The sequence below is a fragment of the Pseudomonas sp. FSL W5-0203 genome, assembly GCF_001896155.1.
Taxonomy (GTDB): domain Bacteria; phylum Pseudomonadota; class Gammaproteobacteria; order Pseudomonadales; family Pseudomonadaceae; genus Aquipseudomonas; species Aquipseudomonas paracarnis.
This window is the reverse complement of record NZ_MPOR01000056.1, coordinates 1-21,181: the sequence shown is the minus strand read 5'-3', so window position 1 is coordinate 21,181 and position 21,181 is coordinate 1. Positions and strand designations below refer to the sequence as shown.

Sequence of the window (21,181 nt, the reverse complement as noted above, 5' to 3'; positions counted from 1 at the left end):
TTCCTTAGGCTCAGAGACGTTCGATGATGGTGGCGATACCCATGCCACCGCCGACGCATAAAGTGGCCAGGCCGTAGCGTTGCTGGCGCGCCTCCAGCTCGTCGAGCAAGGTGCCGAGAATCGCGCAGCCGGTGGCGCCCAAGGGGTGGCCCATGGCGATGGAGCCGCCGTTGACATTGACCCGTGCGGCGTCGATGCCCATGTCCTTGATGAACTTGAGCACGACCGAAGCGAAGGCTTCGTTGACTTCGAACAGGTCGATGTCCTCGACCCGCAGGCCGGCCTTGGCCAGCGCCTTGCGAGTGGCCGGCGCGGGGCCGGTGAGCATGATGGTCGGGTCGGTACTGGTCACCGCCGTGGCGACAATACGCGCCCGCGGTTGCAAGCCCAGTTCACGGCCTTTGGCCTCGGAACCGATCAGCATCAACGCGGCGCCATCCACAATGCCGGAACTGTTGCCCGGCGTGTGCACATGGTGGATGCGCTCCACGTGGCTATAGACCCGCAACGCGGTGGCGTCGAAGCCCATCTGGCCCATCATTTCGAAGCTCGGCTTGAGCTTGCCCAAGCCCTCGAGGGTTGAGTCGCCGCGGATAAATTCGTCATGGTCCAGCAGCACGATGCCGTTCTGGTCGTGCACCGCGATTAGCGACTTATTGAAGGAACCGTCTGCCCGCGCCCTGGCTGCTTTCTGCTGGGACTGTAGGGCAAAGGCGTCGACATCCTGGCGCGTGAAGCCTTCCAGGGTGGCAATCAGGTCGGCGCCAATGCCTTGGGGCGTGAAGTGGCTGTGCATATTGGTTTGCGGGTCGAGTACCCAGGCGCCGCCATCGCTGCCCATGGGCACGCGGGACATGGACTCGACGCCGCCAACAACCACCAGGTCTTCGAAGCCGGAACGCACCTTCATCGCCCCCAGGTTCACCGCTTCCAGGCCCGACGCGCAGAAGCGATTGACCTGCACACCGGCCACACTGACATCCCAGTCGGCCACCAGCGCGGCGGTCTTGGCGATATCGGCGCCCTGGTCGCCAACGGGCGTGACGCAGCCCAGGACGATGTCATCCACTTGGCGGGTGTCGAGGTCGCTGCGCTGCGCCAGCGCCGTGAGCAAGCCAGCCACCAGGTTTACCGGCTTGACGCTGTGCAGGGCACCGTCGGCCTTGCCCTTAGCCCGGGGCGTGCGTATCGCATCAAAAATCAAAGCTTGGGTCATGACATCCTCGAACCGCTGTGGGTGTGTGCTCCTACCTTAGGCCCGATTGACACGGTTTCAATGACGGATGCGCTCATTGCTTTTGACCCCCTCGCTCGGACGAACGGTAGGTTCCTACGGGAAATGCCTGATTAATCGTTTTAGCTGTCTAGCCCTAGGGCTGGCGCCAAGATGGCAATAAGCCTCATGCCGTTTTTAGCGCAAATACTTCTTAGCTGATATGAAATGAGTCTAAGCCAGAAAGAACGGGCGCTCTAAGGTTGAATCTGTAAGACGCTGTTGCCGGGTTTTGCTGGAACAGTTGTAAGAAAAGTGCAACGTCACCTCGCGATACTGAAATAAACCAGCACGCATTTGACGCTCAGGAATAACAACAAAAGAAAAGGCAGTCAGCCATGTTCAAACAATCGAAAGTACGTCAGGCGGGACTTATTCTGTTCGCCACCACCTTGATTCTGATCTTGCCCAATTTAACCAAGGTTATTGGGTGACACTCCCCGCTTGCGTGCACACACCGCACCAGGCCTGCAGTTTTTGGCAGCACCTGCCAGGACATTGCGCTTAGCGCTCCTGTTTTGCAGGGGCTGTCTTTTTACCTGCCGTTTTCCGTTATCGTGTGCGCCCTCACTCTCTCGCAACGGGCCTGTGCCTTGAAACCGATCCTCGCCCTTTTTGCCCTGCTGCTGAGCCTGCCCGCGGCGGCGGCACAGTTGACCATCGAGTTGGACCACAGCCAAAAGACCTGGCAGACCGCCGAGTTGCTCAAGCACCCCGACGCTCAGACGGTGCAGATCGTCGATGATGTGTCCTACAAGCGCACTATGACCTATCGTGCGGTGCCCCTGGCGGTGCTCTTACCGGGCCTTAAATCTGCGAACCACCTGCAAGCCGTTGCCCTTGATGGTTTTGCCGCCGAACTTGCCGCCGCGCCGTTACTGGAAAAAAACGGCGCCCGCGCCTGGCTGGCCGTGGAAGACCCGGCCCATCCATGGCCACCGCTGGCACAGGGCAAGCCCAGCGCCGGGCCGTTCTATCTGGTCTGGACCACCCCTCAAGCCGGGCATATCAGCCCCGAACAGTGGCCGTTCCAGGTATCGAAATTCAAGCAGTTGCAGACGGTTGGCGAGCGTTTCCCGGCGTTATTGCCCGACCCGAAGCTGGCGGCGAACGACCCGATCAACCAGGGCTTTGCGTTGTTCCAGAAGAACTGCCTGGCGTGCCATCGCCTCAATGGCGGCGGTGATGCCCAGATGGGGCCGGACCTGAATGTGCCCTACAACCCCACCGAGTATTTCAGCGGGGATTTCCTCAAACGTTACATCCGCGACCCGCAAAGCCTGAGGCAGTGGCCACAGGCGAAGATGCCGGCGTTTACAGCGAGTGTATTGCCAGACAATGAGTTGGATTTGCTGGTGGGGTATTTGCGGCATATGGCGGGCCGCAAGTTGTAGGAGCGAGCTTGCTCGCGAAAACCCTGAGAGCATCGATCGTTCCCACGCTCCGCGTGGGAACGCCTCTTGTGATGCTCTGCGTCACGCTTTGGGACGCGGAGCGTCCTCGGCTGCATTCCCACGCAGAGCGTGGGAACGATCAAGCAACGCAGAGCGCGGGGGCGATCATTGCTGCGGCGCCACGAATACCTTGGCATGCATCTGCTCATGCCCACCGCCACGGCGCATCCCCCGGACCGGGCAGGCGTCGAGGTAGTCCAGGCCCACGGCCAGCTTCAAGTGCCGCTCCGGCCGCGCCAGTTGGTTGGTCACGTCAAAGCTGTACCAGGCGTCATCCAGCCAGGCTTCGGCCCAGGCATGGCTGGCCAGGTGCGTGCTGTCTTCGGTATACAGATACCCCGACACATACCGCGCAGGGATCCCCAGGCTGCGTGCGCAGGCCAGGAACGCATGGGTGTGGTCCTGGCACACCCCTGCTGCACCTGCAAAGGCCTGGGCGGCGCAGGTATCGACGTCGGTCGCGCCGGGGGTGTAGACCATGGTGTGGTTAAGCGCGTGCATCAAGTCGATAAGCGCCGTGCGATCACGACGCTGATGGCAGTGTTGCTCGGCAAACCCGCGCAGGGCGTCGTCGGGCTCGGTGAGGCGAGTGGAGCGCAGGAACGGAAAGGCAGACTGACTTTCGTGTTCGGCCTCGCGCAATTCATCGATCTCCACCATGCCCCGGGCGCCGATGATGATGGCGTCGTGGGGTTCGTCCAGCGTGAGCACATGCAAGATATTGCCGAAGGGGTCCACCTGTGCCCGCACCGGGCGCGGCAGGTCGAGTTGCCAGCTCAGCACGTGTTGGCGCTCGCTGTCATGGGGCGTCAGGCGCAGGTACTGGATGCTGGCGCGCACCTGGTCTTCGTAGTGGTAGGTAGTGTCGTGGCTGATGGAGAGTCTCATGCCGCCTCCAGGTAGGAACTGTAGATGGCGTCGCCCAACTGGCGGACCAAGGGGATAAAGTCGGTCAGCCAGGCATGCAGGCCTTCTTCGAGGATTTCGTCGATGGCGGTAAAGCGCAGGCGCGCATCCATCTCGGCGGCCAGGCGCTGGGCCGGGCGGCCGTTGATGCCGGGCAGGCTGGCGAGGATCTGGTCGATCTCTTCGCTGCAAGCGCGCAGCGAACGCGGCACATCCGCGCGTAACAGCAGCAGCTCAGCCACTTGCCGAGCCCCCGGGGCATCGCGATAAATCTCGGTGTACGCCTCGAATGACGACAGTGCGCGCAGCAACGCACTCCATTGGTAATACGCGTGAGCCGTGCCATCGCTGACGACCGCCGCGTGTTCGCCGGCCATTTCGTAGCGGGCATCGAGCAAGCGCAGGGTGTTATCGGCGCGCTCGATAAAGGTGCCCAGGCGAATAAAGCGGAAGGCATCGTTGCGCATGATAGTGCCGTAAGTGGCGCCCCGAAACAGATGGGAGCGCTCCTTGACCCACTCACAAAACCGGCTCATGCCGTAATGGCTCAGGCCCTGCTGGGCGATATCGCGTATGTCCAGCCAAGTGGCATTGATGTTTTCCCACATGTCGGCGGTGATTCGCCCACGTACAGCGTGAGCGCTGGCCCGCGCCGCACCCAGACAGCTGTAGATGCTCGCCGGGTTGGCCGCGTCCAGGGCAAAAAAGTGCAGCAAGCGTTCAGCGTGCAAGGGGCCATGGCGCGCGTGGTAATCGTCCAGGGTGCTGGTGATCAACAGCGGCATGGCCAACTCGTGCAGGCCATCGCCGCGCCCGTCCTGGGGCATCAGCGACAGCGAATAGCTGACATCGAGCATGCGCGCGAGGTTTTCGGCACGCTCCAGGTAGCGCGACATCCAGTACAAATCCGAGGCAGTTCTACTCAACATGGCATCAGCCCTCGACCACCCAGGTGTCTTTGGTTCCGCCGCCCTGGGACGAGTTGACCACCAGCGAGCCTTCGCGCAGCGCCACGCGGGTCAGGCCACCCGGTACCACGCGGGTCTCCTTGCCGGACAACACGAAAGGGCGCAGGTCTATGTGGCGCGGGGCGATGCCGTTCTCGACAAAAGTCGGGCAGGTAGACAAGCACAGGGTCGGCTGCGCGATATAAGCGTGTGGCTTGGCCTTGATACGTGCCCGGAACGCTTCGATTTCTGCCGTGGTAGACGCCGGTCCAACCAACATGCCGTAACCACCGGAACCCTGGGTTTCCTTGACCACCAGCTCGGGCAGGTTGGCCAGTACGTGGGACAATTCGTCAGGCTTACGGCATTGGAAGGTCGGAACGTTCTGCAGGATCGGCTCTTCGTCGAGGTAGAAGCGAATCATCTCGGTGACGAACGGATACACAGATTTGTCGTCCGCAACCCCGGTGCCAATGGCGTTGGCCAGCACCACATTGCCGCAACGGTAGGCGGCGAGCAGGCCGGGCACACCGAGCATGGAGTCCGGGTTGAAGGCCAGCGGGTCAAGGAACGCATCATCAAGGCGACGGTAGATCACATCGACAGCCTTGGGCCCGTCGGTGGTGCGCATGAACACACGGTCATCGCGCACGAACAAATCCGCACCTTCCACCAATTCCACACCCATTTCCCGAGCCAGGAAGGCATGTTCGAAGAACGCGCTGTTGAAACGCCCGGGCGTCAGTACCACCACACTGGGGTTATCCAGGGGGCTGGCGCTTTTGAGGGTGTCGAGCAGCAGGTTGGGGTAATGGTCGATGGGCGCGATGCGCTGGGCCGCGAACAGCTCGGGGAACAGACGCATCATCATTTTGCGGTCTTCAAGCATGTAGCTGACACCGCTGGGCGTGCGCAGGTTGTCCTCGAGCACGTAGTACGTGCCGTCGCCATCGCGTACGAGGTCGACCCCGGAGATGTGCGAATAGATATCGCGGTGCAAATCCAGGCCCTGCATTGCCAACTGGTATTGCTCGTTGGCCAGTACCTGTTCGGCGGGGATGATGCCGGCCTTGATGATGCGTTGATCGTGGTACAGGTCGGCGAGGAACAGGTTCAGCGCCTTGACCCGCTGGATGCAGCCGCGCTCGACAATCCGCCATTCACTCGCTGGAATGCTGCGGGGGATGGTGTCGAAGGGGATCAGGCGCTCGGTGCCTTGTTCGTCCCCGTAGAGGGTGAAGGTGATACCGGCGCGGTGGAACAGCAAATCGGCTTCACGCCGGCGCTGGGCCAGCAGTTCGGCAGGGGTGTCGGCCAGCCAACGGGCGAACTCGCGATAATGGGGGCGAACCTGCCCTGCCCCATCGTACATTTCATCGTAATAAGTGCGGATCATGCCGTACTCCTTGTCACCCGGACGCAAGAACCTTCGCAAGGCCCGTGCCAGCGGCATAAACACTTAATAATCAACCAGTTGCATAATCCAAGCGCATTCCTCGCACCGTCCTGGTGCGCACAATGGCTTGGGTCACGTCGCGCGCCTCATTGCAATGCGGTCTTTGACTATCAACAGCATAGCCAGAGTTGATTTCACTGCCCGGCTGGCGCTGCGGATAATCACCTCCATCGGCTGAACAGGAGACGTCCTACAGCGAAACCTTTTGTGCAAGCGATATCGTGTGACTTCGTGTACTGATCTACTCCCTTGAGCTTCCCTTTCCGCCACCCTATCCGGGTGGCTTTTTTTTGCACGTAAAACGCCGTCCAAACAAAATCGGCCGACCCAAAGGTCAGCCGATACGCTGTGGTGCTCATAAATACCAACTACATGGGTAACCCACGCACCTCCTGCTTGACGCCCCATCCTTCGATGATCCCTCCCAGGGGCTCGACCACTGCTTCAAAGTCTTGCTCGAAATCTCCTATGCCGTCGTAGGTTGCGAACATGATTTTGCTCAGTTCCAGGTACCAGGCGCCATCGTCGCGCGCGCTGACCTGAGCGTTGAGGGACTCCCCACGAAATCGACCCGCTGCCCTGCGCGCCCGTTCTTCATCCGGGAAAATGGCGTAGAACTCAATGGGGTGAAAACGCGAGAAGTCAAAGCCGCCTTCTTTCATGCGGCGCAGTACGTTGGTGCTGATGTCTTCTTGATAGGCTGTGCTCATGAAACGTCCTCCTCAAACCGATGGATAGACTTTCCGTGCTTCCTGAAGCCCCGCGCCCTGCTGGCGTGGGCACCACGGCATAACAACGCCGCAGGAAAACAAGCATGTAGCTGACAAGACCAGACCTTAGCGATTCATTCGCTGATCTCGATTGCAGAGTAGCGCGAAGCTATCACCTCCACCAGAGGTGCTCGTGTGGCGTGTGAAAAATGTTTAGACGGAGGGAGAAATATCGAGAATCTGGATACTGTTCTGGTCTTTGAGAATCTTGACCGTCGGCTCGGGTTTCCGGCCTTCCAGGTCATTGAGATCGAGTTCGGCAGCAATCGGCACCAGCTTCGCACGAATCATATGCGCAGCGTCTTCGAGGCTGGGCTTTTGTTCGCAGGTGAACTGCTGCACGGACTTTTCACCGTGATCATCAACGAAGGTAATTTGCCACGTTTGCATCGGTGCCTCCTCGATAAAACCCATAGGTGGGCTTACAAGTATCTGGACCTTGGCGGCGCGCAAAACGTTCCGCTCAAGCCCGGAGGCACCGGATCAACTGCACTTATTTTTCAGCGTGTTCTTTCAAGGCTTTCAAAGTGTTGAACGGGGCGTCCACCACGAACTTGTTGGCCAGCCACGAGGGGACACTGCCACCTGGCTCGGTGTGTACCTGGTAGGTGACTTCGGTCTGGTTATCGCCCTTTGGCACCAGTTTCCAGAAACCGTCCACCTGGGCAACCCGCACGTAGCCTTTTGCTTCTGGCTTGTAGGTCGGCACACCTTCCAGTTTGCGCGTGACGGTGCCGTCAGCGGCTTTGGTGGTGGTGACGTGGATGTACGAGTCGCGGTCCGTCACGGGGAACGGGGCCTTGAACTGGGTGTAGGTCCAGGCCTCGTCGCCTTTCTTGTCGACGAGTTGCTGGGATTTGCATTCATGGATCCATGCGCAAGCACCGACCACATCTTCCTGCAGCGCCTGGACCTTGGCCAAAGGCGCCTTGATCACCGTCACACCGCGATACGCCTTGTACTTGGAACCGGCAATCTCGCTCAGGGAGACCTTGATACCGTCTTCGTCCTTGGCGACTTGCCAATCCTCAGCCTGGGCAGTAGCCGCCAACAACAGCGTAAAACCGCACAGTACAGCCACTCGTTTCAGCGAACCCATCGTTGTATTCCTTATTGTTGAAGTTCCGATAGTAAAGCCCATCAAGCCGCCGTCATCTGTTCCCACCAACCGATCAGGCGAATGGCATCGGCCTGGTCATTGCCGCACACCTCAATATCGGGCTTGAAATCACTGCATACGGCTGGCCGCTGCGGTTGACCGAACAACTGGCACAGTTGTTCCACCGACAAGTGCACGCAGCGAACGCCAGCGGGCTTGCCATGGGGCATTCCCGGCAACGGTGAACTGATGGAGGGGGCAATGCAGCATGCGCCACAGCCTTCACGGCATTTCATGACCAGCAGGTCCTCGACAACTCAATAGGGATGGCCGGGCTAGAGTACGCCCTTAAACAGACGTTTTAAAATGGCCCAACAGGGGTTTTTCGCACAAAACAAAAGTGACCGACCAGTCTGCGACAGATGGTCGGCGACCTGGGTCACCTGTGGTGCGAAAGTTTATTGCTTGAATTCGAAATCCAGCGCAGCGCCTTCAACATCACGGCGCTCTTCGTTACGCAGTTGCAGCTTCATCTCATTGCTGAGCAAGCGGCCGTTGATCTGAAACGCGCTGTTGTCGGTGGGCTTTTCGCCAAACATTGGCGGCAGCAAGGGCACACTCTTGGGCTTGGGCATGGTACCGATGGGTTGCAAGTGCCTGACCATGTCCGAAGGCAGGGACAGGTCCAACTGTGCCGGTGGCAGTTTGGTCTGGGCGACTTCATGGGCCGACTTGGACTTGCTCGCCACGGGTGCACGCTTTTTGGTCGAGGCGGCTTTCTTTTGTGCGGCGGGGGCTTTTTTCGCAGGCGCTGGCTGCTTGGCTGAGGTCTTTTGCTCGGCACCGACAGCAGGCTTGCCTTCAGCCACCGGCGCTGCAGCCAGCACGCTGCCGGCATTGCACAGGCTCAGCAGACCAAGCATCAACGTAACGCGAAAAATAGAAGTCATATCGCCAACAGCATTAACGGCAGAAGGCCATATGCTCGCTTGTTGTGCGCGGCATGACAAGGGCACAGATCAGTCTTGTGCCCTTTTGCTCGCCTCAATAACCCGCTGCGGCCTCCTGGCACAGCTGGCTGGCAAGCATTCCCAGGGTCATCAACGCCCTCTCCGCCTCGCGATTCCACGGCGTGCCGCAATTGAGGCGAATACAGTGGTTGAACTGTTCGGTATTACTGAAAATCAGCCCTGGCGCAATGCTGATGCCTTGTTGCAGGGCACGCACATGCAGTTCCTGAGTATTGACCCGCCCCGGCAAACTGACCCACAAGATAAAGCCGCCGGTCGGGCGGGTCATCTGGGTGCCTTCGGGGAAATACTGCTGCACCGCCAATTGGAAGGCACTGAGGTTCTTGCGGTATTCCTGGCGGATGTAGCGCAAATGACGGTCGTAGCCACCGTTTTCCAGATAGGCCGCGACGCCCATCTGCGTGACGCTGCAAGCAGAATGCGTGCTGAACATCTGCAGGCGCTGGATTTCCTGCTGGTACTTGCCGGCAATCATCCAACCAATGCGCACGCCCGGCGACAAGGTCTTGGAAAAGCTTGAGCAATAGATTACGCGGTCGAGGCGGTCGTAGGCCTTGAGGGCTTTGGTGCGGCCGAGTTCGAACATCAACTCGCCGTAAATGTCATCTTCGACGATCTGGATATCGAAGTCCGAGGCCAGGCGCAGCAACTGTTTCTGCCGCTCCTCCGGCATGGTGCCGCCCAGCGGATTACTCAGGCGCGTGGTCAACACCAGCGCCTTGATCGACCATTGGTTGGCGGCCAGTTGCAGGGCTTCCAGGCTCATGCCTGTGGCGGGGTCGCTGGGGATCTCGATCACCTTGAGGCCCAGCAGATCAGCCAATTGCAGCAGGCCGTAATAGGTGGGTGATTCAGCCGCGATCAGGTCGCCAGGGCGCGTCAGCACGCGCAACGACATTTGCAATGCATCGACACAGCCGTGGGTGATCACCACTTCGGAAGGGTCCACCACCACGCCCGCATCGCGCATACGGATCGCCACCTGGCGCCGCAATGGTTCAAAGCCAGGGCTGAACATGTAGCTGAAGGCCCGTGGGCTCTGGAAACGCGTGACCTTGGCCAACTGCTGATGCAGTGCCCGCACCGGCAGGTAGTCGACACTCGGCACCGCCGCGCCCAAGGGAAACACCCCTTCGCGGCGCGACTCGACCAGCACCTGCTGGATGATACTGCTACGGGTGACCAACCCTGGGCGCTCGACCCGTGCGATATCAGGCGTAGGCGCCGTGAGTGCTGGCGTCTGGTGCACGTAATAGCCCGACTGCGGCCGCGCCCGGATCAGCCCCTGGTCTTCCAGGTTGGCGTAGGCCTGCAGCACCGTGGCATGGCTCACATTGAGCTGGGAACTCATCTTGCGCACCGACGGCACGCGCTCCCCCGGTTGGTAGACACCGCGCCGGATGTCCTCAGCCAGTTGCTGGGCAATACGTTGGTAAAGCAACAGATTGGTCATGACGCAGCACTCGATTTCACGGGTATTTTATTTTTGTGTGAAACATACCGGCACAGTTTAGAAGTGTACGGGGACAGTTGCCACAATAGTCGAGCGCGGGCGGGAGTGACAGTAAAAACTGCGGGGGAGCTGGGGTGGGCATCGCCGAAACGAAATGTGGGAGCGGGCTTGCCCGCGAAAGCGGTGTGTCAATCAGTACATTCGGTACTGAGCCACCGCATTCGCGGGCAAGCCCGCTCCCACAATTTGGATCTGCGTCAGACTTTAGCGTACTGCGCCCAATTGGCCCTTCTCGTCAGAGAACACAATTTCCACTCGGCGATTCTGTGCACGACCACGCTCGGAGGCATTGGCTTCCACCGGGTATTGGTCGCCATAGCCTTCGACCTCGATGCGCTTGTCATCAATACCCAGGTCCATCAACAGATCGGCCACCGATTGAGCACGGTCGCGGGACAGTTTCAGGTTTTCCTGCTCGCCACCGGTGTTGTCGGTGTAGCCCTCGATGCGCACCCGACGCTTGGGGTTCAGTTGCAGAAATTGCACGATCTTGAGCACCGTGCGGTTGGCGGAGTTCTGCAGTTCAGCTTCGCCAGTGTCGAACAGTACGTCCCCCAGGGTCATCACCAGGCCACGATCGGTCTGGGTGGTGAGGCTGGCGATTTGCGCTTCAACCCACTTGCCCTGCTGTTGCACGCTGGCCAGCTTGTTTTCGCGCAAGGCCAGTTGCAGGCGCTGACGCTCCAACTCCAGTTGAGTGCCGCGTTCGGCATTCAGGCCCTGCTGGGTGTGTTCTCGGGCGATGGCGCTGTAACGCTGGCTCAGGTAAGCGTAATGCACCACATCCGCGCCGCTGCCCCAGTAGCTGGACAGGCGATCGGCGCGGGCCAGGGACTCGCCGGCGCGGATCACGTCCTTGGGGGCGAAGCGCAGTACGTTGGCGTCTTCCTTGACCTTTTGAAAGTCATCGCCGGCCTGCTGCAACGCCTGCTCGCTCGTGGGTTGGCTGGCACAGCCGCCCAAGGCCGCGCCGCCGAGCAGCAGTACACAGCTCAAACTACGGATCATCGGGCTCATTGTGCGTCTCCCAACTGCAGTTGCTTACGCAGGCGAGTGATACGGGTATTGAGCACGTTCAATTGTTCCTGGCTCTTGCCGGTCAGCACTTTGGCTTCGGCCAGGCGTGCGTCCAGCTCAGCCTGCTCGGCGCGCATCCGCGCTCGCTTGTAGGATTGGTCGGCCATGTTGCCCTTGGCCCGGGCGAATTTTTCTTCGGCCAGCTTCAGTTCGGGGGATTCATCGGTGTTGGCCCCGACCGCGGTGGCTTGTTCCAAGGCTTGCTGGGTCAGGCGCATTTGTTCGATCGGCGCAGGATCGGTTGCGCATCCCGCCAGCGCGACAACGGCAAGGGCCGCGAAAAGAGCTCGAAAAATCACTGTAAATCCCTACTTTGTTGGGGTGCCGACAGGTTGTTGCAGTTGCGCTTTCCAACGCTCCAGATTGCGCTGCAGCGCGGCTTGAGCGGCACCGGAGGCGGGCAATTCTGTCATCTTTTTCGTCAGCTGTCCGCGAAGCCAAGGATCATTGCAGGCCGAGTTGTGGGAAACCGCCAGGTACAGGCCAGGCTGGTCGACAGGCACCTCATGGGCCACCAGGTCATTACTCATGCCCAGGGTCTGGGCCATGGCCATGCCGGAATAGCGCCCAGCCAGCACGTAGTCCACTTCACCGAGCAACAGTTTCTGGAAAGCCGGCGTCAAATTGGGCAGGCGTTGCAGGTTGAGTTGCTGGCTGGCGAAGGTTTCGAACTCCGCGCTCAAACGCGCACGTTCCGAAACTGCGCCTTTGTGGCCGTGCAAATCGGCGGCGGTGGAATAGACCACGGCTGAATCCTTGCGCGTCCATACCAGGTAGTCGGTCTGCATCAGCGCCGGATGGATGTAGTCGAAGTGGTCCAGCTCACCCAGATTCAGCGGTGCGTCGGCGAGAATGTCCATGCGCCCGCTACGCGCTTCATCCAGGGCCAAGGAGCGTTTGCCGCCATAGAGCAGGTCGATTTTCAGCCCGAGGTCCTTGCCCACTTGTTGCAGCACGTCAGCGGTCGCGCCGATCAGGTGCGTAGGGTCCTGAGGGTCGCGCCAGAGCAAAGGCGGTGCGTCCGGGCTGCCGGTGATTACCAGGCGCTCGCACTTGCCGGCGGCGAGCGTCAGGCTCGGCAGCAGCGTAAGGCCCAACAGTAAGGCCCAGGGGCGCAGTTGCATGGCAAGACTCTCCCGATCAGTAAAAAAAAACCCGGTCATAAGACCGGGCTCTTTATAAGTGAAGTGGCTGGATTAGACCAGCTTCTCCAATTCAGGTACGGCTTCGAACAAGTCCGCCACCAGGCCATAATCGGCTACCTGGAAGATCGGCGCTTCTTCGTCCTTGTTGATCGCAACGATCACCTTGGAATCTTTCATACCGGCCAAGTGCTGGATAGCGCCGGAGATACCGACGGCAATGTACAGCTGTGGCGCAACGATCTTGCCGGTCTGGCCGACCTGCATGTCGTTGGGTACAAAGCCTGCGTCGACAGCAGCGCGGGAAGCGCCGACCGCAGCACCCAGCTTGTCGGCCAGGGCGTACAGGTGTTTGAAGTTGTCACCGTTCTGCATGCCACGACCGCCGGAAACGACGATCTTGGCAGCGGTCAGTTCAGGACGGTCCGACTTGGCCAGCTCTTCGCCGACAAAGCTGGAAGTGCCAGCGTCGTGGGCAGCGGAGACGGCTTCAACGGCAGCCGAGCCACCTTCGGCAGCAACCGGGTCGAAACCGGTGGCGCGCACGGTGATGACCTTGACCGAGGCGTTGGACTGCACGGTAGCGATGGCGTTACCGGCGTAGATCGGGCGCTTGAAGGTGTCGGCGCTTTCTACCGAGATGATCTCGGAGATCTGGTCAACGTCCAGCTGCGCGGCAACGCGTGGCAGGATGTTTTTGCCGTTGGAGGTAGCGGCGGCCAGGATGTGGCTGTAGCCAGCGCCAAGCTCGGCGACCAGCGGTGCAACGTTTTCCGGCAGCTGATGCGCATAAGCGGCATTGTCAGCGTTCAGGACTTTGCTCACGCCTGCGATTTTCGCAGCGGCTTCAACCACGGCGCCAGCGCCCTGCCCTGCTACCAGGACGTGGATGTCCCCACCGATTTTAGCGGCAGCGGCCACGGTGTTCAGGGTGGCCGGGGCCAGTACCTTGTTGTCGTGTTCAGCGATTACCAAGATAGTCATGATTAGATTACCTTCGCTTCGTTTTTCAGTTTCTCGACCAGTTCAGCCACCGACTTGACCTTGATGCCCGCGCTGCGTGCAGCCGGCGCTTCGACTTTGACGGTCTTGTTGGTAGAGGCGGTGGAAACGCCCAAAGCGTCCGGAGTCAGCGTCTCCAGAGGCTTCTTCTTGGCTTTCATGATGTTTGGCAGGGACGCATAACGCGGCTCGTTCAAACGCAGGTCGGTGGTGACGATGGCCGGCAGTTTCAGGGAAACCGTCTGCGCGCCGCCGTCGATTTCACGGGTAACCGCAACGCTGTCGCCGCTCACTTCGACTTTCGAAGCGAAGGTGCCCTGGCCGTAACCGGTCAGTGCAGCCAACATCTGGCCAGTCTGGTTGTTGTCGCTGTCGATGGCTTGTTTGCCCAGGATCACCAGTTGTGGCTGTTCCTTGTCGACAACGGCCTTGAGCAGCTTGGCAACGGCCAGGGAGGTCAGCTCTTCAGCAGACTCCACCAGAATGGCGCGGTCGGCGCCCAGGGCCAAAGCGGTACGCAACTGCTCTTGGGCAGTGGTCGGCCCGATGGACACCACGACGATTTCCGTCGCCACGCCTTTCTCTTTCAGGCGTACGGCTTCTTCCACAGCGATTTCGCAGAAAGGGTTCATCGACATCTTGACGTTAGCAAGGTCGACGCCGGAATTGTCCGCCTTGACGCGAACTTTCACGTTGTAATCGACAACGCGTTTGACAGCTACAAGAACCTTCATGGATTCCTCGTTACTCTCCGGTGAAAAGAAAGTCGCCTAGGCGAACCTGGCGGTTGATGCTCATCGGCACACAAGGGCACCTCCAAAGACCTCGGCAGTGGCCTTGCACACGGGAAATGACGACCGTTCGTCAGTGGTGACTGAGAGGTCATTCTTTATCGCGGCGTGTAAACTGCGCTCCAACGTTGGGGGGCGCATCACCTTTATTGCCTTCGGCCTGTCTTTGGACGTGCTCTTGAAACCTGCAGTCTGCCTACGGGAAGCGCAAAACCGACCGTATCTTGACCGGAACGCCTATTCTGGTCAATACGGCAAAATGGTCAGTCATAAGCCCCGTTGCTTTGATTTATCTAGGCTGCAGGCAATTCAAACAAACGTTTGTATTGGACGCTGTCAGTGGTCTATATATAATGCGCCACCTAGAGAGACAGGTGGGTGCTGCCTTCGCGCAGAACCACACCGAACCTCCACCCATTAGAAAAAAAAGCCTGTTGAGCCTTGAGTAGGAGATAGCCTGTGGAACGCGAATACATGGAATTCGACGTGGTCATCGTCGGCGCTGGCCCGGCTGGCCTGTCTGCCGCCTGCCGACTGAAGCAGAAGGCCGCCGAAGCCGGTAAGGAAATCAGCGTCTGCGTGGTCGAGAAAGGCTCCGAAGTCGGCGCCCACATCCTCTCCGGTGCCGTGTTTGAACCCCGTGCCCTGAACGAATTGTTCCCAGACTGGAAAGCACTCGGCGCCCCGCTCAACACCCCGGTGGTGCGCGATGACATCTATGTACTGCGCAGCCCGGAAGCCTCCACCAAGGTGCCCGACTTCTTTGTGCCCAAGACCATGCACAACGAAGGCAACTACATCATTTCCCTGGGCAACCTGTGCCGCTGGCTGGCCCAGCAGGCCGAGAACCTGGGCGTGGAAATCTACCCAGGCTTCGCCGCCCAGGAAGCGCTGTTCGACGAGAACGGCGTGGTACGCGGCATCATCACCGGCGACCTTGGCGTTGACCGTGAAGGCAAGCCAAAAGACGGCCTGTACACCCCGGGCATGGAACTGCGTGGCAAGTACACGCTGTTCGCCGAAGGCTGCCGTGGCCACATCGGTAAGCAACTGATCCAGCGCTTCAACCTGGACAGCGACGCCGACGCCCAGCACTACGGCATCGGTCTGAAGGAAATCTGGGAAATCGACCCAGCCAAGCACCAGCCGGGCCTGGTGGTGCACACCGCCGGTTGGCCGCTGGACATCATGGGTAACGAGAACACCGGTGGCTCGTTCCTCTATCACCTGGAAAACAACCAGGTGGTGGTCGGCCTGATCGTCGACCTGTCCTACAGCAACACCTTCCTGTCGCCGTTCGATGAGTTCCAGCGCCTCAAGCACCACCCGGTGCTGGCCCAGTACCTGGAAGGCGGCAAGCGGGTCAGCTACGGCGCCCGCGCGATCTGCAAAGGCGGCCTGAATTCGCTGCCGAAGATGGTCTTCAAGGGTGGCGCGCTGATCGGTTGCGATCTGGGCACCCTGAACTTCGCCAAGATCAAAGGCAGCCATACCGCGATGAAGTCCGGCATGCTCGCCGCCGACGCCGTGGCCGACCGCCTGTTTGCCGAATCCGAGGGCGGCGACGAACTGACCGCGTATGTCGACAGCTTCAAAGCCAGCTGGCTGTATGAGGAACTGTTCGCCAGCCGCAATTTCGGCCCGGCCGTGCACAAGTTCGGCGCGATCATTGGCGGCGGTTTCAACTGGCTCGACCAGAACATTTTCGGCGGCAAGATCCCTTTCACCCTGCACGACACCAAGCCGGACTACGCCTGCCTGAAGCTGGCCAAAGACAGCCAGAAGATCGACTACCCCAAACCCGACGGCAAGTTGAGCTTCGACAAGCTGAGCTCGGTGTTCATCTCTGGCACCAACCATGAAGAAGAGCAGCCGTGCCACTTGAAGCTCAAAGACCCAAGCATCCCGATCGGCACCAACCTGCCGCTCTACGATGAACCGGCGCAGCGCTACTGCCCGGCTGGCGTGTATGAAGTGGTGACCAAGGAAGACGGCGAGAAGCGCTTCCAGATCAACGCCCAGAACTGCGTGCACTGCAAGACCTGTGACATCAAGGACCCTTCGCAGAACATCACCTGGGTGACACCGGAAGGTGCGGGTGGGCCGACTTACCCGAATATGTAAGTCGTTCGTTTAACCCAAAAAGGCTCCCGAGATGGGAGCCTTTTTTGTGGGCGACATCGATAAAAATGTGGGAGCTGGCTTGCCTGCGATGGCGGCCTTCAGGTGCCAAATGTATGGCTGACCCACCGTTATCGCAGGCAAGCCAGCTCCCACAATGACCTTGTGGTGTCAGGCGGCACGCTCTTCACCTGGGTTGCGCAGGAAATAGCGTTTGTACTCCCGGCTGAACTGCGACGTACTCTGGTACCCCACCTTGTGCGCCGCCTGCGCCACACTCATGCCTTCCACCAGCAGCAACTGCTGGGCCTTCAATAACCGCAAGCGCTTGAGGTACTGCACCGGTGACAACAAGGTGCAGCGTTTGAAATGCTCATGAAAGGTCGAGGCACTCATGTGCGCAAATCCGGCCAACGTCTCGATATTCAGCGGCTCGGCGTAATGGGCATGCAGGTGATTCAATGAGGTGGCGATGCGCGAAAACTGCCCCTGTTGTTCCACCAGCGCACGCAACACATCCGCCTGAGGCCCACGCAAGGCGGTGAACAACAATTCGCGCACCCGCGCCGGGCCCATGATCCGGCTTTCCAGCGGATCGTGCAGGCACTGCAACAACCGCTCGACGCAGCCGCGCATCGCATCGTCCAGCACCACCGAACTCATCGATTCCAAGGTCTGCGCGGTCGGCGGTGGCCCGGCCTGCATGCCCATGGCAATCACCAACTCGCCCAACACCACGCGGTCGATGCCTACCGTCACGCCATACAGCGGCGCCTCGGGGGCCATGGCAAAGGTCTCGCATTCGAACGGCACCGGCATCGCCTGGATCAGGTAATGCCCGGCGCCATACTCCAGCGTGCGCGGGCCAAGGTAGGCGACTTTGCTGCCCTGGGCCACGAACATCAGGCTTGGCTCATAGATCTGCGGCCCACGCGCCACATCGCAACTGGCGCGCAGCACCTGCACACCGGGCAAGTGAGTCGGGGAAAAACCGTCGCGGGGCGTGAGCCCTTCGATCAAGGCAACCAGCGTGGCATTGGCGTCCAAATGGCGGGTCAACAGCATGGCAAAAAACTTCGCGAATAAGGGATGACAGCATCATCGCAGGTCTGGCGGCCAATATATCCAAACCTCAGGCACTGCCGGACGAATAGGCATGAGACTCGGAGCATTTGCCATGTTCGCGCCCCCAGGCCGACGCGCAGAATTCGCCACCTCTGCAGTCCAAGCTTTTGTGAGGTTTACTATGTACACCGCCATCGGTTACGCCGCCCAGTCGGCCACCACGCCCCTCGCCCCGATGTCATTTGAACGCCGCAGCCCGCGCGTCGATGACGTGGCCATCGAGATTCTCTACTGCGGCGTGTGCCACTCCGATATCCACCAGGCTCGCAACGAGTGGGGCATCGCCGTGTACCCGTTGATGCCGGGCCACGAAATTGTCGGCAAGGTCACCGCCGTCGGCGCCAATGTGACTGCCCATAAAGTCGGCGACCTGGTGGGCGTAGGCTGCATGGTGGACTCGTGCCGTCACTGCGAAGCCTGCCAATCGGACCTTGAGCAATACTGCCTCGAGGGCCCGACCATGACCTATGCCACGCCGGACCGCGTGGATGGCAGCAACACCATGGGCGGTTACTCCGACAGCATCGTGGTCAGCGAACATTTCGTGGTGAAGATCCCGGCCAAGCTCGACCTGGCCAGCGCTGCGCCGATCCTGTGTGCAGGTATCACCACTTACTCGCCGCTCAAGCACTACGGCGTGAAAGCCGGCGATAAAGTCGGGATTCTCGGCATGGGCGGTCTGGGCCACATGGGCATCAAGTTCGCCAAGGCCATGGGTGCCGAAGTGACGCTGTTCACGCGTTCGGCGAGCAAGGCCGAGGAAGGCCGTCGCCAGGGCGCCGACCATGTGATCGTGTCCACTGATGCCGAGCAGATGAAAGCTGCTGCCGGGCACTTCGACTTCCTGCTCGACACCATCCCGGTGCAGCACGACCTGAACCCCTACCTCGATGTGCTGCGCTTTGACGGCGTGCATATCCTGGTCGGCCTGATCGAGCCGGTGGACCCGCCCGTCAATGCCGCCAAGCTGGTATTGGGCCGTAAAGTCTTGGCCGGCTCGCTGATCGGCGGCATTGCCGAAACCCAGGAAGTCCTGGATTTCTGCGCCGAGCACAACATCACCTGCGACATCGAGATGCTCGACATCCGGCAGATCAACGAAGCTTACGCACGCATGATTGCCGGTGATGTGAAGTACCGCTTTGTCATCGACATGGCAAGCCTCAAAGCCTGATCAGGCCTTGGCGCCCAACTCCGCTGACAGCCGGGCTGCGACCTGTTTGATCACAGGAATCAGCTCGGCCATTTTCTCCAGCGGCATGTAGGGCACCGTACTGGCGATGCTGATGCCGGCGACGATGCGCCCGCTGGCATCGCGCACCGGTGCGGCCACGCAGCGGATCGAAGGCTCGTTGTCTTCGAGGTCAAACGCGTAGCCACCCTCGACATACTCATGCATGCGTTGTTCGAACTGCGCCCAGGATTGCTCCGGGTGCTGCGGCCATTGCAGGCTTTTGCCCGCCGTCGGCAAGCTCGCCTCGTACAAGCGCTGCCACTCCTGCGGCGAGTCATCCAGCATCAACGCCTTGCCGATACCGGTGCGCGCCAACGGCATGCGATGGCCGACCCGCGAGCGCATTTCCGGCCCATTGCGGCCGGGGTTCTTGTGCAGGTAAAGCACCTCGTCGTACTCACGAATCGCCAGGTGAATGGTATCGCCGGTCAGCGCCGACAATTCATCCAGGTAGGGCACCGCCAGGTTCACCAAGGGCAACTCTTCACGGGCCTGGAACCCCAACTCGATCAGCTTGGGCCCCAGCAGATAACCGACCTGGGGCACCACGCGCAGGTAACGCTCGTCCACCAGGCAACTGGCCAGGCGGTGCGTTGTGCTGCGCGTGGTGCCGATGCGCCGGGCGATCTCCTTGAGATCCCGCGCACCAGCCGCCACCGCTTGCACCACCCCCAAGCCGCGCAACAGGGTCTGGGTGCCGGTGGGGGCGGCGTCTTTGACGGGGGTGGGGGCGTTTTCCTGCATATCGGGCCTATAAGTATGAAAGCGGGGGCATTATGGCAAATACCGCCCTCCTGAACACAGAAGATCCAAGGTGGGAGCTGGCTTGCCTGCGATGGCGGTGGGTCAATTAAAGATGGGCTGGCTGACACACCGCTATCGCAGGCAAGCCAGCTCCCACAGTTTGATCTTCACAGGGCGAACATCAGCGTTGCTTCATGCGGTCGATGATGACGGCCAGCAAGAGGATCGAGCCACGAATCACATATTGGTAAAAGGTATCGATGTTCTTCAGGTTCATCGCATTCTCGATGATCGCCAGAATCAACACCCCGGCAATCACATGGCGGATCATGCCAATGCCGCCGCTCAACGACACACCGCCCAGCACACAGGCCGAAATCACGGTCAGCTCGAACCCCTGGCCAATCATCGGCTGGCCCGAGGTCATGCGTGACGCGAGGATCACCCCGGCCAAGGCGCCGATCAAACCGTGCACGGCAAAGATGATGATCTTGGTGCGATCGACATTCACCCCCGCGAGTAACGCGGCTTCCTGGTTGCCGCCAATGGCCATAGTGTTGCGCCCGTAAGTGGTGTAATTGAGCAACCAGCCAAAGAACACAAAGCACAGCACGGTGATGATGATCGGCACCGGCACGCCCAGCAGCTGGCCGTTGCCGAACACGAAGAACCCTTCATTCATCACCCCCACCGCCTTGCCGTTGGAGAAGATGTAGGCCAGTCCGCGCACGATCTGCATGGTCGCCAAGGTGGCAATCAACGCGTTGATGCGCAGCTTGGCGATCACAATGCCGTTGATCAGCCCTACCACCAGGCCCATGGCCAAGGCTGCCGACACGCCGAGTGCTACGCTGTCGGTGTCGCGCATCACGATGCCCGCCACCACCCCGGCACAGGCGATCACCGAACCCACCGACAAGTCGAAGTGCCCCGACGCCAGGCAGAACAGCATGGTGCAGGCGGCGATGCCCACGGTGGAAATCGCCAGACCGAGGCCGCGCATGTTCAACGGAGACAGGAAGTTATCGATGAACACCGCGCTGAGCACAAAAATGCCCAGCGCCGCCAACAGCATCACCCAATCATCGAGAAATTTGCGCTGATTGAAACCTGGCCAGAAGCCCTTTGCTGTTTTTACCTCAGACATAGCCAAACCCTCTTATTCTTGTTCAAGCCCGCGACTGTGGCAGCGCCAGTTGCAGCAGGCGCGCTTCATCCGCTTGGGCGCGGGGTAACTCACCGGTCAAGGCGCCTTCACTCATCACCAGGATGCGGTCGCAGATGCCCATCACCTCCATCAGGTCGCTGGACACCACGATCACCGCAATGCCACTGGCCGCCAGGTTATGGATGATCTGGTAGATCTCCGACTTGGCGCCGATGTCGATACCGCGAGTGGGTTCGTCGAGCAGCAACACCTTCATCGGCATCGACAGCCAGCGGCCAAGAATGGCTTTCTGTTGGTTGCCGCCGGACAGGTACAGGATCTTCTGCGC

Annotated in this window: 21 protein-coding genes and 1 pseudogene; 3 read left to right on the top strand and 19 right to left on the bottom strand. The window is 60.1% G+C overall.

Annotated elements, in window-relative coordinates; genetic code table 11:
* Positions 1 to 10 precede the first annotated feature (10 nt).
* A complete protein-coding gene (locus BOP96_RS27315; RefSeq protein ID WP_032901590.1) occupies positions 11 to 1,216 on the bottom strand; it encodes an acetyl-CoA C-acetyltransferase in 1,206 nt (401 codons plus the stop codon).
* A 650-nt stretch (positions 1,217 to 1,866) separates the two neighbouring features.
* Here BOP96_RS27315 and BOP96_RS27310 point away from each other — a divergent pair.
* Positions 1,867 to 2,667, top strand: a complete 801-nt coding sequence (locus BOP96_RS27310; protein WP_073454579.1) for a c-type cytochrome — start codon at positions 1,867 to 1,869, stop codon at positions 2,665 to 2,667.
* Between the two features lie 165 nt (positions 2,668 to 2,832).
* Here the strand turns inward: BOP96_RS27310 and BOP96_RS27300 are convergent, their stop codons facing one another.
* The 14 genes from BOP96_RS27300 to BOP96_RS27230 all read right to left on the bottom strand — a co-directional run bounded on the left by BOP96_RS27300 (position 2,833) and on the right by BOP96_RS27230 (position 14,404).
* A complete protein-coding gene (locus BOP96_RS27300) occupies positions 2,833 to 3,615 on the bottom strand; it encodes a transglutaminase family protein (protein WP_073454572.1) in 783 nt (260 codons plus the stop codon).
* Positions 3,612 to 4,562 carry an alpha-E domain-containing protein gene (locus tag BOP96_RS27295; RefSeq protein WP_073454570.1) on the bottom strand — a complete coding sequence of 317 codons (951 nt, stop codon included), beginning with the start codon at positions 4,560 to 4,562 and terminating at the stop codon, positions 3,612 to 3,614. Before BOP96_RS27295 ends, BOP96_RS27300 begins: the two co-directional genes overlap by 4 nt.
* Positions 4,563 to 4,566: 4 nt before the next feature.
* A complete protein-coding gene (locus BOP96_RS27290) occupies positions 4,567 to 5,976 on the bottom strand; it encodes a circularly permuted type 2 ATP-grasp protein (RefSeq protein WP_019820591.1) in 1,410 nt (469 codons plus the stop codon).
* Positions 5,977 to 6,404: 428 nt separating this feature from the next.
* Entirely contained in the window at positions 6,405 to 6,746 is a 342-nt protein-coding gene (locus BOP96_RS27280) for a ribonuclease E inhibitor RraB (RefSeq protein ID WP_003193463.1), read from the bottom strand.
* A gap of 213 nt (positions 6,747 to 6,959) precedes the next feature.
* Positions 6,960 to 7,196 carry a hypothetical protein gene (locus BOP96_RS27275; RefSeq protein WP_014719530.1) on the bottom strand — a complete coding sequence of 79 codons (237 nt, stop codon included), beginning with the start codon at positions 7,194 to 7,196 and terminating at the stop codon, positions 6,960 to 6,962.
* Positions 7,197 to 7,299: 103 nt separating this feature from the next.
* Positions 7,300 to 7,905, bottom strand: a complete 606-nt coding sequence (locus tag BOP96_RS27270; RefSeq protein ID WP_073454568.1) for an START domain-containing protein — start codon at positions 7,903 to 7,905, stop codon at positions 7,300 to 7,302.
* A gap of 41 nt (positions 7,906 to 7,946) precedes the next feature.
* Positions 7,947 to 8,201 (bottom strand): YkgJ family cysteine cluster protein, encoded by a 255-nt coding sequence (locus BOP96_RS27265; RefSeq protein WP_014719532.1) that lies wholly within the window; start codon positions 8,199 to 8,201, stop codon positions 7,947 to 7,949.
* A 162-nt stretch (positions 8,202 to 8,363) separates the two neighbouring features.
* Positions 8,364 to 8,855: a hypothetical protein gene (locus BOP96_RS27260; protein ID WP_014719533.1), complete on the bottom strand. Its 492-nt coding sequence runs from the start codon at positions 8,853 to 8,855 to the stop codon at positions 8,364 to 8,366.
* Between the two features lie 94 nt (positions 8,856 to 8,949).
* Entirely contained in the window at positions 8,950 to 10,389 is a 1,440-nt protein-coding gene (locus tag BOP96_RS27255; RefSeq protein ID WP_073454566.1) for an aminotransferase-like domain-containing protein, read from the bottom strand.
* A 264-nt stretch (positions 10,390 to 10,653) separates the two neighbouring features.
* A complete protein-coding gene (locus BOP96_RS27250; protein ID WP_014719534.1) occupies positions 10,654 to 11,466 on the bottom strand; it encodes an OmpA family protein in 813 nt (270 codons plus the stop codon).
* Positions 11,463 to 11,825 carry a DUF4398 domain-containing protein gene (locus BOP96_RS27245; protein WP_014719535.1) on the bottom strand — a complete coding sequence of 121 codons (363 nt, stop codon included), beginning with the start codon at positions 11,823 to 11,825 and terminating at the stop codon, positions 11,463 to 11,465. The genes BOP96_RS27250 and BOP96_RS27245 overlap by 4 nt, the downstream gene beginning before the upstream one ends.
* A 9-nt stretch (positions 11,826 to 11,834) precedes the next feature.
* Positions 11,835 to 12,650, bottom strand: coding sequence for a substrate-binding periplasmic protein (locus BOP96_RS27240; protein WP_073454564.1), 816 nt, complete (start codon positions 12,648 to 12,650; stop codon positions 11,835 to 11,837).
* 72 nt (positions 12,651 to 12,722) lie between these two features.
* A complete protein-coding gene (locus tag BOP96_RS27235) occupies positions 12,723 to 13,652 on the bottom strand; it encodes an electron transfer flavoprotein subunit alpha/FixB family protein (protein WP_014719537.1) in 930 nt (309 codons plus the stop codon).
* A gap of 2 nt (positions 13,653 to 13,654) precedes the next feature.
* A complete protein-coding gene (locus BOP96_RS27230) occupies positions 13,655 to 14,404 on the bottom strand; it encodes an electron transfer flavoprotein subunit beta/FixA family protein (protein WP_014719538.1) in 750 nt (249 codons plus the stop codon).
* Between the two features lie 516 nt (positions 14,405 to 14,920).
* Here BOP96_RS27230 and BOP96_RS27225 point away from each other — a divergent pair.
* Positions 14,921 to 16,585 (top strand): electron transfer flavoprotein-ubiquinone oxidoreductase, encoded by a 1,665-nt coding sequence (locus BOP96_RS27225; protein ID WP_020301874.1) that lies wholly within the window; start codon positions 14,921 to 14,923, stop codon positions 16,583 to 16,585.
* A gap of 168 nt (positions 16,586 to 16,753) precedes the next feature.
* On the opposite strand, the gene BOP96_RS27220 is transcribed toward BOP96_RS27225, so the two are convergent.
* Positions 16,754 to 17,647 (bottom strand): AraC family transcriptional regulator, encoded by an 894-nt coding sequence (locus BOP96_RS27220; RefSeq protein ID WP_003193483.1) that lies wholly within the window; start codon positions 17,645 to 17,647, stop codon positions 16,754 to 16,756.
* Positions 17,648 to 17,828: 181 nt separating this feature from the next.
* Between BOP96_RS27220 and BOP96_RS27215 the strand changes: the two genes are divergently transcribed.
* A complete protein-coding gene (locus BOP96_RS27215) occupies positions 17,829 to 18,881 on the top strand; it encodes an NAD(P)-dependent alcohol dehydrogenase (RefSeq protein WP_014719540.1) in 1,053 nt (350 codons plus the stop codon).
* On the opposite strand, the gene BOP96_RS27210 is transcribed toward BOP96_RS27215, so the two are convergent.
* The 3 genes and pseudogenes from BOP96_RS27210 to araG all read right to left on the bottom strand — a co-directional run.
* A complete protein-coding gene (locus BOP96_RS27210; protein WP_014719541.1) occupies positions 18,882 to 19,685 on the bottom strand; it encodes an IclR family transcriptional regulator in 804 nt (267 codons plus the stop codon).
* Positions 19,686 to 19,866: 181 nt separating this feature from the next.
* Positions 19,867 to 20,832, bottom strand: coding sequence for an L-arabinose ABC transporter permease AraH (gene araH / locus BOP96_RS27205; RefSeq protein ID WP_014719542.1), 966 nt, complete (start codon positions 20,830 to 20,832; stop codon positions 19,867 to 19,869).
* A gap of 22 nt (positions 20,833 to 20,854) precedes the next feature.
* Positions 20,855 to 21,181 (bottom strand): annotated as a pseudogene (gene araG, locus BOP96_RS27200) (L-arabinose ABC transporter ATP-binding protein AraG); the annotation flags it as partial.